Genomic DNA, 13509 nt, shown 5'->3' with positions numbered 1-13509 from the left:
AGGACGTTCGTTTTCTGCTTTCGCTTCGTTCAAAGCGCCACGGATAGCGTCGGGATCATTACCGTTGATCTTGATCACTTTCCAGCCCCAAGCTTCGTATTTCTTGGCAGTATCTTCGATAGTTACGTCTTTGGTTTCAGTAGAAAGCTGGATGTCATTGGCATCATAGAACATGATGAGGTTATCCAGTCCCAGTGCACCTGCGATACGGCCTGCACCCTGAGAAATTTCTTCCTGTACACCACCGTCCGAAATATAAGCGTAGATGGTTTGCTGCATCACTTCTTCGAAACGGGCTTTCATGAATTTAGCTGCGATAGCTGCACCCACTGCGAAAGTATGGCCTTGGCCGAGCGGGCCGGAAGTATTTTCAATACCACGCATGATGTCGCGTTCAGGGTGTCCCGGAGTGGGGCTGTCCCATTGGCGGAATTCCTTCAGTTCATCCAGTGTGAATTTACCTGCCAATGCCAACTGAGAGTAGAGCATCGGTGACATGTGACCCGGGTCCAGGAAGAAGCGGTCACGACCTTCCCATGCAGGATTTTCGGGATCATACACCAGAAACTCAGAGAAGAGTACATTCACAAAATCGGCACCGCCCATGGCACCGCCCGGATGACCGGAATTAGCTTTCTCAACCATAGAGGCAGCGAGGATACGGATATTATCCGCTGCACGGTTCATAAGTTTGTTGTCGTTCATATTGATATTTATTTGATTTGAATACTATAATAAAGCAGGTTGAAGTGTCACTTGTTAATTTTAACAGCGACAAAGATAACTCTTTATGCGTAATTCGCAACAAAGAAAGAGCCTCTTTTTTTGCTGTACTTCCGCTAGCTTCTTGTTTAAAATACAATAAGTCTTTTCGACTGATTTACTGTAACTCTATAGTAACAATAGACTTGGCTGGTAGTTTTATCTTCAGTACGCCTTTATTGATTTTTACCTCTTTGAACGGAGCTAATTTTATATTATTAGGGTTCTCAAAAGAGTTGTAATCCGTCAGGTTGGCAGAAGTTAAGATTTCACCAACGGCTTTCTTTGCCTTTACATCCGGCAGGTTGATAGTAATTTCCTGTGCATTGTCGGCATCGATATTAGACATTGAGATGTGGATCTTGCCGTCCTTGTCTTTAGAAGCTGTGGCACTTACCATAGGTACTTTACGATTATCGCGTACATCCATGACCTCGCAGTTCAGATCGAGTGGGAGGTAAGTGGCATCCTGGTGTACATTGTACATCTTGAATACATAATAAGTGGGAGTCAGTACCATGTCTTTACCTTTTGTCAGGATCATGGATTGCAATACATTTACTATTTGGGCAATATTTGCCATTTTCAGACGGTCGGTGTATTTGTGGAAGATGTCGAAGCTAAGAGAGGCAACGAAAGCGTCACGCAAGGTATTCTGCTGGTAAAGGTGTCCTGGGATAGTGCCGGGTTCTTCGTCCCACCAGGTACCCCACTCATCGAGCATGAGGGCTACGTGCTTTTTAGGATCATATTCATCCATGATGGCACAATGCTTTTTGATAACATCTTCTATCTCACGGCACTTACCCATTGTCCAGTAATAATCGTCTTTGTCGAACTTAGTGGCTGCTCCTTTACTTCCGCTCCAGCCGGTTACGGTGTAATAATGGAGAGAGAGTCCGTTCATACGTCCGCCTACGCGATCCATCAGGACTTTAGTCCAGTTATAATCGTAATCGCTGGCACCACTGGCAATCTTAAACAGGTGGTTGCCGTCGTAGTTGCGGCAGTAAGTGGAGTAACGGCGATACAAATCAGCATAATATTCAGGACGCATGCTTCCGCCGCAGCCCCAGCTTTCGTTGCCTACACCGAGGTATTTCACTTTCCATGCTTTGTCACGACCGTTCTGGCGGCGAAGTCTTGCCATCGGAGAATCTCCTTCGGAAGTCATGTATTCTACCCATTTTGCCAGTTCTTCTACAGTACCACTACCTACGTTTCCGCTGATATAAGGTTCAGTACCCAGCATTTCGCAGAGGTTGAGGAACTCATGTGTACCGAAACTGTTGTCTTCAATTGTACCTCCCCAGTTATTGTTTACCATTTTGGGGCGGTTCTCTTTCGGACCGATACCGTCCATCCAGTGATATTCATCGGCAAAACAGCCACCCGGCCAACGAAGTACGGGAACCTGGAGTTCTTTCAATGCATTGAATACGTCGGTACGATAACCTTTGATATTGGGAATATCCGAATTTTCTCCTACCCAAAGTCCACCATAGATACAGGTACCGAGATGTTCGGCAAACTGGCCGTAAATTTCTTTGGGAATAACTTGTGTGCCTTGGTCGGCATGAAGCGTGATCGTTGCACTCTTTTGTGCGGACAGCGATACGGATGCAGCTAAAAGAACGCTGCTGAATAATAGTTTGTTTCTCATAATGGTTATTAGTTATATGATGTTCGTAATGTTATTATTTGAGTAAGCGGACCTCATAAATAGTAGGTGTCCACTCTGTTCCGTCGGGACTGAAGCGTATCGGATAGCTGCCTGCACTTAACTTTTGGGGTAAAGAATAACAGATCGTTATAAAACCCTCTTTATCAGGTTTGCTGATCGTAGGACTAACGGTCAGTTTTTCATTGTTAAGAAGGATGGCTACCTTGGTATAATCCTCTTTCCGTACAGTGATCATCAGCTGGCTGGCTTCCTTTTTTACTTTGAGGTTATAACTGAACCAACCTTTGGCACGTCGGAAGTGACGGTCTTTATTGATTCCGGTTTCTGCCTGTTCATATAGAATGCCATGATCCGATTCAGGCTGTTGTTCACCGGGGAAAATGAGATCTACAGTTTGGTTGGCAAGTTCCATTGCTTTACGTTCGCTCAATGCCACTTCTTTGCGGATACTTTCTACTTCAGCTTCGGTTACCTGATGGAAATAAATAGCATAACGGGAATCGTGAAGACGGAAGAAAGGAATCAATTTCAGCGCTTCTTTCTGTGCCGGATAGACGCTACCGGTATAAGTAAATGCAACCAAGTCATCGTCTATCTTCCGGAGTGATTGGGGCAGAGATGCGGCGGAACCTACCAGCATCGGTATTTCTTGCATGGAAATCTGTTTGCCATGGGCAATGTGTCCGCCACGGCTGTCATCTGCATAAAGCCCGTCCATATTCTCTGTCCCTGTGGGGCTGGCAAGTACGATAGGGCCATACATGAATGCGTAGAAATTTTCCCGATCCGGTATTTGCTCTAAGGCAACCTGCATGGGCATATTCAGTGTAATTTCATCTCCGGCTTTCCATTTGCGGTGAATGGTCAGGTACTCTCCCGGTTGGGCATTCGTTTCCTGTACTTTTCCATTAACGGAAACGCTGGCGCCTTTAGCCCAGGAGGGGTAACGGAGTTTGAGGCTGAATGCTTTTTTCTTGCTCTTTTCCACGCGGAATCTGATTTGCTCTTCGTCGGGGAAACGGGTTTCCTGTACCAGGGTTATCTTTTTATCTTTCCAGGTCAGACGGGAGGGGATGAAGAGGTTTACATACAGTGTATCCTTTGCATGGGCGTAAATAAACTCTCCGTATTTGGTGTGATTCTCCAATCCGGAACCGACGCAACACCACATGGATGTTTCCGGCTGCGAATAAACGCGGTAGTGTCCCGGACGCATAGGGGTGAAGTAAACAAATCCACCCTTTGTAGGCTGTTGTGAGGCAAGGATATGATTATATAAAGCACGTTCGTAATAATCGGCAAAACGAATGTCGGGAGAAGTCTGGTAAAGCATCTTCGTCAGGCGAAGCATGTTGTAAGTATTACAAGTCTCCGGACCTTGCACATCATTGAGCATGGATGTGAAATTGTCTGCCGGATGAAAATGTTCGCGTACACTGTTGCCACCAATGCAGACGGAACGATGATTTACCACTGTGTTCCAGAAGAAGCGGGCAGCGTGATCCCAGTTCTGGTCTTGTGCAAGGTCGGCGATACGTTTGTAGCCGATAACCTTCGGTATCTGTGTGTTGGCATGCATGCCTGTCAGGCGGTCTTCATCCTTCACAAGAGGGTCCAGAATTACTTTATGGGAGAAACGGCGTGCCAGTTCCAGGTATTTCTTGTCACCTGTGATTTCGGCAACATCAGCGAAAGTTTCGTTCAGTCCTCCGTGTTCGCTGCGGAGCATGTCTTGCATTTGTTGGTCGGTGAGTCCTGCGGTGATGTCTATCATCCAGTCGGTGAGGGCTACCAACATCTGGCGGGCAAGGTCGCTTCCGGCATAGAGGTAAGCGTCGCGCAGTCCGGCATAAGTCTTGTGTATATTGTATAGGGGTACCCATTTGCCATTGAGGTCGAAACCTCCGGCACGGATATTCCCGGCTTTAATTTCTTTCCAAAGTTGCAGGCTTCCGGGAGTTCCTCCGATGAATCCGGTGCCTACGGCTTGCTGTGCACGATGTAGTTCGTTCAGCATATAGTTCAGACGATTGTATATGGCTGTGTCTCCGGTAGCGGCATACATCATGGAGAGTGCGGAAATGTAATGTCCGCCGATGTGTCCGTCCAGTCCGGTGTTTTCCCAGTTGGTATAACTTGGCGCTTTGGGCGTCAGTCCGGCTTCGCGCAGGAAAGGGGCGAGCAGGCGGTCGGGCTCCATGGCCATGATGTAATGTAAGTCAGTCTGTTGAGCTTGCAGGAAGGGGCTTTCCAACAGCTTAACATCTTGCAAAGGGAAATAGGAAACTTCTTGTTGGGTTTGAGCTTTCCCGGTCAGGAGAAAACAAAAAAGGGACAGGTAAGTAATAAGGATCGTTTTCATATTATATTATATTTGAGGTATAGAGATTATTTGCTTACTGACGAAGGTGCTTCGTCAGAGTTGACGACGATGTTTCGTCAGAACTGACGATGATGCTTTGTCAGGGCGGGCAACGATACCTTGCCTGAGCGAGCAACGGTACTTTGCCTAAGCTGGTAACGATGCTTTGCCGGATTCAATGAATTGTCCGAGCTTGTAGAACGAATGTATAGGGAGTTGCTCCGGTGCCAACAGCACCCACGTGGCAGCCGAAGCTTCTCCCTCTACTATTACATTCGTTTATTCCTTGAAGTAGGAATTACTTTTTGAATTTCACTGCTGCTTCTTCGATGGGCAGTGCTGCTTTGTAGTTTTCGATGTATGCGTTAAAGCCTGCTACATCTTCAGCTGTAGGCGCTATCTCAACACCTGCATCTCCACCAAACACCTGCTCATCCAGGAAAGCGTCGAGAGGTTGCTTCTTCTCGTTGTTCACAAGGAATGAACCCAGTAACGCAATACCCCATGCACCACCTTCACCAGCAGTTTCCATTACGGAAATCGGTGAATTTAATGCTGCTGCAAGTACTCTCTGACCCACATTCTTAGTCTTGAACAAACCTCCGTGTCCTGTGATTCTGTCAACTTTCACCTTTTCTTCTTTGAAAAGAATGTCATTACCAATCTTGAGGACACCGACAGAAGCATACAAGTGCGTTCTCATGAAGTTCGCAAGGCTGAACTTGTCATTGGCCGAACGTACAAACATCGGTCTTCCATCTGCAAATCCTGTTACAGGTTCGCCTGAGATGTAATTGAATGAAATGAGACCGCCACAATCTGCATTGCCTGTCAGGGCATGGTTGTAGAGTTTTCCATATACTTCGTTCATATCTACAGGTATACCCAGCAGTTCCTGGTATTCTTTGAACAGGTTGATCCATGCGTTGAGGTCAGATGTACAGTTGTTGCAATGTACCATGGCTACGGGACTTCCATCGGGAGTAGTAACCATATCGATCATTTCGTAGGGCTTTGACAGATCTTTCTCCAATACAATCATGGAGAATGAAGATGTACCTGCCGATACGTTTCCTGTACGCTGCTTAACGGCATTGGTTGCAACCATACCGGTACCTGCATCTCCTTCGGGCGGGCAAACCGGTATTCCAACTTTCAAATGGCCGGATACGTCGAGCATCTTAGCACCTTCCGGTGTCAGGAAACCAGCATTTTCACCAGCCGACAATACCTTGGGAAGAATATCCAGCAATTTCCAGTTATATCCCTTCGGAGCGATTAACTCGTCGAACTTGGCCACCATTTCAGCGGAGTAGTTCTTGGTAACCGGGTCTATAGGGAGCATACCTGATGCATCGCCTATGCCTAATACCTTTTTACCGGTTATCTGCCAATGGATAAAACCTGCGAGCGTTGTCAGATAATTGATATCTTTTACGTGTTCTTCGTTGTCCAGAATAGCCTGATACAAATGAGAAATGCTCCAACGCAAAGGAATATTATAAACGAACAGTTCTGATAAAGCAGCCGCAGCCTGACCTGTATTGGTGTTTCTCCAAGTACGGAAGGGCACGAGAATCTCTTCTTTATCATTGAACGCCATATAACCATGCATCATGGCGCTGACGCCAATTGCCGCCAAAGCTTCTATTTCTATGTCATAGAGCTTCTTCACGTTTGAGCGAAGGTCGGCGTAACAATCTTGCAGTCCATACCAGATGGCCTCAACGCTATATGTCCAAAGTCCGTCAACCAACTGGTTCTCCCAGGTGTGACTTCCTTGAGCGATGGGCTTGTTTTCCTGGTCAATCAAAACAGCCTTGATTCGAGTGGAACCGAATTCTATACCAAGAATGGCCTTGCCTGCTTCGATGGTTGATTTTGCGTCTAGTTTCATAATCAACAAAGCGCTTTGTTCAACATGTAATATACTTCATTCATGCGCAGTTCTTTCTTGAACTCGCTGATAGTTGTATTTTCATCGATAACTACCATTTCGATACCTGCCATTTCTGCATAATCTTCCCAATATTCTACAGTCAGATCATAAGAGAAGCTGGTGTGGTGAGTACCACCTGCCAGAATCCATGCAGCAGCACCTACTTCGAGGTTCGGCATCGGAATCCACAATGCGCTGGCAACAGGAAGTTTGGGCAGCGGTTTGCTCTTGATACATTCTACTTTGTTTACGATGAGGCGGAAACGGTTACCCAGGTCAACGATAGTAGCGGCTACGCCTTCACCTTGTTTGCTGGTGAATACAAGACGTGCAGTTTCGCTATCGATACCAATGCTCAGGCGATGTACTTCCAGTTTCGGTTTTGCTTCAGCAATCAGCGGACAAACTTCCAGCATGTGAGCCTGGAGGATAGCGCTCTTTTCACCGTCGAAATGCAAAGTGTAGTCTTCTAAGAAAGAACAACCTTTCGGCATACCCTGGCTCATGAACCATGTGGTGCGGTACAAAGCGGCGGTTTTCCAGTCACCTTCTGCACCGAAACCATAACCTTCTTCCATCAAACGTTGAGAAGCCAATCCCGGAATCTGGTCAAAGTCACCGAGGTCGTTGAAGTTGGTAGTAAATGCTTTGGCGCCTGTATCTTTCAGGATACGACGGAGAGCGATTTCTGCTTTTGCAGAGTTCCACACTTTGGTATAAGCTTCTGTTCCGGCTTTTTCCAGTTCAGGAGCATGGTCATATTCTTTGAAGTAAGTATCTACCATTGCCTGTACATCTTTGTCTTCCACTGCATTGTAGTACTTCATCAGGTCGTTTACCGGACAGTAGTCTACGTGGTAACCCAAAACTTGTTCAGCGGATACCTTGTCACCATCAGTAACAGCAACGTTGTTCATCTGGTCACCGAAACGGATAATCAGCATATCTTGTGCATCAGCCCATCCGGCGCAAACACGCATCCATGTTGCAATCTGACCCTGTGCTTTTTCATCTTGCCAGTGCCCTACCACTACCTTACGGTTTTTACGCATACGGGTTACAATGTGGCCGAATTCACGGTCACCGTGAGCAGACTGGTTCAAGTTCATGAAGTCCATATCCATGGTATCCCAAGGAATTTCTTTATTGAACTGAGTATGGAAATGCAGCAACGGCTTCTTCAGTTCCTGCAAACCGTGAATCCACATCTTGGCAGGAGAGAAAGTGTGCATCCAGGTGATAACGCCGATACATTTCTCATCATTGTTAGCAGCTTTGAAAGCTTCAGTTACTTCTTTAGAAGAGTTTACTGTACCTTTATAAACCACCTTTACCGGCAATTTACCGCTGGCGTTCAGTCCAGCTACCATTTCATTACTGTGTGCGTCTACTGCGATAACTGCGTCACCTCCGTACAGGAGCTGTGCTCCGGTTACGAACCATACTTCATATTGATCAAATGCGTTCATAATTCTTTAATTTTAAGTTATTAGTTTTTAATTATCAATTGTTTATTGTCCATAATAGGCGTTAGGTCCATGCTTGCGGTTGAAATGCTTTTCCACCAACAGCGGATTCATGGTCAGTTTCGGATTGACGGCATAAGCAATGCTTGCCATCTTAGCTACTTGTTCCATTACCACTGCGTTGTGTACAGCATCATGCGCATCTTTTCCCCAAGAGAAGGGGCCGTGATTCTTTACCAGTACTCCCGGTGTGTGTACAGGGTTCAGCCCTTCAAAGCGCTTCACGATTACATTTCCGGTTTCCATTTCATACGCTCCTTCCACTTCTTCCTTTGTCATATCTGCCGTGCAAGGTATGGCATCGTGGAAGTAATCTGCATGTGTCGTTCCAATATTCGGAATGTCACATCCGGCTTGTGCCCAGGCAGTAGCGTAAGTAGAGTGGGTGTGTACCACACCGCCGATTTCTGGGAAAGCCTTGTAGAGTACCACGTGGGTTGGAGTGTCCGAAGACGGTTTCAAGCGTCCTTCCACTACCTTGCCATCGAGGTCCACCACCACCATGTCTTCCGCCTTCATATCGTCATAACTTACACCACTGGGTTTGATGACTACCAGTCCCGTTTCACGGTCGATAGCCGATACATTTCCCCAGGTGAAGATAACCAGTCCATGCTTCACCAGTTCAAGGTTGGCATGGAATACCTTTTTTTTCAGTTCTTCCAGCATAATTTATAATTTAAAATTCGGTGCCTTGCGGTATGCCTTTTCATTGAATTTGTATAAGGCAGCTCCGCGTTTGGAACCTGTTTTATCAATCTTATCTGTTTTTTCAATGTAGTCCATTTCGGCTATCCGTTTACGGAAGTTACGCTTATCTATCTGTTCACCGTAAATAGCTTCGTAGAGGCTTTGCAGTTGAGACAGCGTGAATAACTTCGGTAACAGGTTGAAGCCGATAGGCTCTGTGGATGCTTTCTGTTGCATCAATTCCCGTGCCTGCTTCACCATCTGTGGATGGTCGAAGATAAGAGGTGGCAATTCGTTGATGTTTACCCAATAAGCGTTATGTTGATGCACAAGCTCACGGTCATACTCATTGATATTGATCAATGCATAGTAGGCGACGGAGATAACCCGTTCTCCCGGGTCACGCTCCACTTCGCCGAACGAGCCTACTTGCTCCATATATACATTTTCCAAACCAGTGAGTTCTGCCAGTACACGCTTGGCCGCATTGTCCACACTTTCACCTTGTTGCACAAATCCACCCATCAGAGACCATTCTCCCATTGCCGGCTGAAAGTTTCGCTTCAGCAATAACAGATTTAGTTCTCCTTCGTTGAAGCCGAAGATGATACAGTCTACTGAAATATAGAATCTGGGATTTATACTATAATAATTGCTCATTGATGTATGCACGGTTTTATTGGAACAATATTTACCAGAAATAAACATAGAACAAAGCACAGAGAATTACTACTCCTAATGAAGCGATAACATCCCACTTGTTCCAGCTTTCCCGGATGAGTTGTTTGTAGCTGCCAGTAAAGGTAATGGCTTCTATTTGCTTAGCTGTTGGTTTCGGAGTGAAACAAGACACTACCGCCATCATTACGATCAGGAATACTAACAACCAGATTTCAAAGATAAGCCAGTTCGTTTGCCAGAACCATGTGGTATATTCCCAGTACCAGCCTGTCATGACATCTTTACCTGTATTGGTCATGATATTGGTCAGCAGGCGTACCATACCGATGATGAAACCTATGATCATACCATATTCACCAGCCTTTGGCGTAATCTTCTTGGAGAAGATACCGAGTGCGAATACAGCTACCATGGCAGGAGCCAACAGTGATTGGATACCTTGTAGATAGTCGTAAAGGCTACCTAAACTCATCATAACAGGAATCCAAGCCATACCCAGGATTACCACAACTACAGTAGCGATACGTCCTACCATTACATATGTAGATTCACTCTTACCCTTGCACATCGGTTTGTAGAAGTCTTCAGTGAAGAGCGTTGCACATGAGTTGAAGAAAGCTGCCAATGAAGCAACCAATGCACAGATGAAACCGATAGTTACGATACCTTTCACACCGGCAGGCAATACGTCTTTTACCATTACGGCAAAGGCAGCATCCGTGTTCGACATGTCGAACTCACCTTTTGCGGCCAGTGCAGCTGCAACCATACCCGGAATAAGGAACATAAATACCGGAAGAATCTTGAAGTAACCGGCTGCGATGCTACCGCGGCGGGCACGCTTCATTACAACATCGTTGGCTTCTCCTTTACGCTGTCCGAGTACACGTTGCACGATATGCTGGTCAGTACACCAGTACCAGAAGCCAATGATTGAGGCTCCGATAAATACCCAGAAGCCGGGATAATCTTGGTACATTGGGTCAGATTCGGTCCAGTGGAACATGTGGTTGGCACCGTAAGCATGTCCGTCGGCACCGACATTCATAGCACTGCGTGCGTGTTCCATCATTTCTGTCCAACCGGTGGAGATACTACCACCGCCGAGAGCCGCAAGTCCTAAGAAAAGAACGAGGAAAGAACCGATAATGAGAATCGGGGTCTGGATAGCAGAGAGCGTCATTACACCTTTCATACCACCTAATACGGTGAAAATACCAGTCAGTACAATCAGGCCGATAGCACCATACCAGAAGGGCAGGCCCAACAGAAATTCCAGGAAGATACCACCGGTATAAGCTGTCACACTTACTTTAGTCAGAATATAGGCAATCAGTGTGATGATGGAAAGCCATGAACCGGTACGCTGTGTGTAGCGATATTTCAGGAAGTCGGGCATGGTAATGATCTTACCCATCTTGTTGTTCAGTAATTGGTAGAACGGAACGAAAAGCCATCCCAGTAACAGAATCATCCAGCCTTGCATTTCCCAGTGGGCCATGCCTACGCCTGATTTTGCTCCGGTACCGGCCAAACCTACAAGGTGTTCTGAACCGATGTTGGCGGCAAAGATAGCCGCACCAATGATATACCAAGGTTCTCCTTTACCGAAGAGATAATCTTCACTACTTTCTCCTTGCTGCATGCGTTTGTCCTTTTGCACGGCACGCCATACAGCCCATATTACTGCGATAATTCCCACAATGAGAATTGTCCAATCCAGCCAAATAAATTCTTTTGAATTCCAATTCATAATAATTCGATGTCTTTATAGTTGTTAAATTTGAAGTTACTTTTCTATTGAGAACTTAAAGATACATTCGCTGTTGTAGGTTTGTCCCGGTTCCAATACGACGCTGGGCCATTCCGGTTTATTAGGACTGTCGGGATAGTGTTGTGTTTCCAGGCATACGGAAGCACGTTGGTTGTAAGTGATACCTTTTTTACCTGTTACAGTTCCATCAAGGAAGTTGCCGGTATAAACTTGTATACCCGGTTCGTTGGTATATACTTCCAGAGTGATACCGCTTTCAGGTGAAGTCAGTTTTGCTGCTAATTGAGCAATGTCTCCATTTGTGTTCAGCACCCAGTTGTGGTCATAGCCATTTCCGTTTTTCAACTGAACAAAGTCGAAGTTTGTGATGTCTTGTCCTATTGTTTTAGGAGTAGTAAAGTCCATCGGAGTATCTTTCACTGTTACGATTTCTCCAGTGGTCATGAAAGTACTGTCTACCGGAGTGTAATTGTCTGCATTTACATATAAGATATGATCTGTTGCAGCTTTTGAAGGATTACCGGATAAGTTGAAGTAAGAGTGGTTAGTCATGTTGATGACCGTTTTCTTATCTGTAGTAGCGCTATACTTTATATCTATAGCGTTGTCATCTGTCAGTTTGAAAAGAACTTTAGCAGTTACGTTGCCGGGAAAGTTAGAGTCACCGTCCGGTGAGATACGAGTCAGTTCCAGCGTAGTTTCATCAATCGGATTGGCTTCATATACTTGGTATTGCCAGCCTTTAGGACCGCCATGCAAGCAGTGTCCGAAGTTGTTTTGCGGTAATTGGATCGTCTCTCCGTCCAATACGATTCTTCCCTGGTTGATGCGGTTTGCATAACGGCCGATAGAAGCGCCGAAATCGCTCGGGATGTTTACATAGTCAGCAATGCTGTCGAAACCCAGAACAACGTCCTGCATATTCCCGTTTTTGTCGGGAACCATAATGGAAACAATACGGCCACCGAAGTTAGTAATGCACACTTCCATGCCCGACTTGTTCTTCAAGGTGTAAAGACCTGTTTTGGCATTGTTCACTTCTGTTTGAAAATTCACCGGATTCAGACCGGACAAAGTCAACTCCTGAGCTGGCTTATTATTGCACGCAGATAACATCAGTGCGGCAATTCCTGCAAGTAGAAAACTGTTTTTCATGGTTCTATTTTAAATGTAAATGAGATAATTATCCGATTTTGGGTGTAAAAGTAACACTTTTATTGAGTGTATTAGTAACACTTGTATATGTTATGTAACATAAAAGTAAAAAAACTGCCTGAATATAGTGATATTCAAGGCAGTTTTTCAGAATGAGAATGAGCGATTATTATACATTTACTTAATAACTACTTCACCAAGATAGCATGTGCAATTAATGTTGTATCCTTCTATTTCTGCTAGGCTACAAGAAACTACTTTTGCTGAAACATTGGTGAAACTGGGGCCACAAGGATAGTTACTGCTTGTTGCTTCATTTATTTGCTTTTTTACCCCAATAAGTTTTATTGTTCCCATAAGCTGCATAAACGATAGTATGCATTCTGGGTTTAGCTTCCCAGTCTGTTTCACGTTGCAGATATAAATCAATGTCATTGATGGTTAGAATTTGGGTAGTTGCATCGTAGCTCCAGGAAGCATCTCTCCAATTACCTTCTGATACTTTATGATCATCAGTTAATGTCATTATTGAAGATTCCTTTTGTTGACCGATTGCATATGATAAGTCAATATGTTCCCAATCACCAATTAATTCTTCTTCAGTGATAGCTGCTTGAGGTACGGCACCATAACGTTCAGGCATCACCAAAGGCCATCCGTCTTTGGTCCAGCGAATACTGCGTACATGTCCCAGCATGATAGCATTGTCTACACTCTCAGGTAAACGTCCTTGTGAAGCATAATACCAATTGCCATTGCCATCATCGAATATAGCACAATGTGAGATCCCCACCCATCCATCGCTATTGGCAAATTTATATGGATGAGTAACAACTGGATACATATCAGCTCCTTCGGTAACATTGGCACCGTCAATGCCTAAATAGGGACCAGTGATACTTTTTGAACGGGCAACACGTGTGTTATAAGGTATTT

Annotated in this window: 10 protein-coding genes; all 10 read right to left on the bottom strand. The window is 45.3% G+C overall.

Annotated elements, in window-relative coordinates:
- A partial coding sequence (locus tag BACCELL_RS24900) for a thiamine pyrophosphate-dependent enzyme (protein WP_007214943.1) occupies positions 1-705 on the bottom strand: 705 nt, incomplete at its 3' end.
- Positions 706-880: 175 nt separating this feature from the next.
- A complete protein-coding gene (locus BACCELL_RS24895) occupies positions 881-2425 on the bottom strand; it encodes an alpha-N-arabinofuranosidase (RefSeq protein ID WP_007214942.1) in 1545 nt (514 codons plus the stop codon).
- 34 nt (positions 2426-2459) lie between these two features.
- The gene (locus BACCELL_RS24890) at positions 2460-4808 is read right to left on the bottom strand and encodes a beta-L-arabinofuranosidase (protein WP_007214941.1); all 2349 of its coding nucleotides are present in this window, start codon (positions 4806-4808) and stop codon (positions 2460-2462) included.
- A 298-nt stretch (positions 4809-5106) separates the two neighbouring features.
- Positions 5107-6705 (bottom strand): xylulokinase, encoded by a 1599-nt coding sequence (locus tag BACCELL_RS24885; RefSeq protein ID WP_007214940.1) that lies wholly within the window; start codon positions 6703-6705, stop codon positions 5107-5109.
- A gap of 2 nt (positions 6706-6707) precedes the next feature.
- Positions 6708-8216, bottom strand: coding sequence for an L-arabinose isomerase (gene araA / locus BACCELL_RS24880; RefSeq protein ID WP_007214939.1), 1509 nt, complete (start codon positions 8214-8216; stop codon positions 6708-6710).
- 42 nt (positions 8217-8258) lie between these two features.
- Positions 8259-8942: an L-ribulose-5-phosphate 4-epimerase gene (locus tag BACCELL_RS24875; protein WP_007214938.1), complete on the bottom strand. Its 684-nt coding sequence runs from the start codon at positions 8940-8942 to the stop codon at positions 8259-8261.
- Positions 8943-8945: 3 nt separating this feature from the next.
- Positions 8946-9623 carry an NUDIX hydrolase gene (locus BACCELL_RS24870; protein ID WP_022210008.1) on the bottom strand — a complete coding sequence of 226 codons (678 nt, stop codon included), beginning with the start codon at positions 9621-9623 and terminating at the stop codon, positions 8946-8948.
- A gap of 31 nt (positions 9624-9654) precedes the next feature.
- Positions 9655-11397 (bottom strand): sodium:solute symporter, encoded by a 1743-nt coding sequence (locus BACCELL_RS24865; RefSeq protein WP_007214936.1) that lies wholly within the window; start codon positions 11395-11397, stop codon positions 9655-9657.
- A 36-nt stretch (positions 11398-11433) separates the two neighbouring features.
- Complete coding sequence (locus BACCELL_RS24860; protein WP_007214935.1) at positions 11434-12573, bottom strand: aldose epimerase family protein; 1140 nt, start codon at positions 12571-12573, stop codon at positions 11434-11436.
- Positions 12574-12886: 313 nt separating this feature from the next.
- The coding region (locus BACCELL_RS24855) for a glycoside hydrolase family 43 protein (RefSeq protein WP_007214934.1) at positions 12887-13509 on the bottom strand (623 nt) is incomplete at its 5' end.

The organism is Bacteroides cellulosilyticus DSM 14838 (assembly GCF_000158035.1).
Lineage (GTDB): Bacteria > Bacteroidota > Bacteroidia > Bacteroidales > Bacteroidaceae > Bacteroides > Bacteroides cellulosilyticus.
The sequence above is the reverse complement of the archived record's forward strand: the minus strand, read 5'-3'. Positions and strand labels throughout refer to the sequence as shown.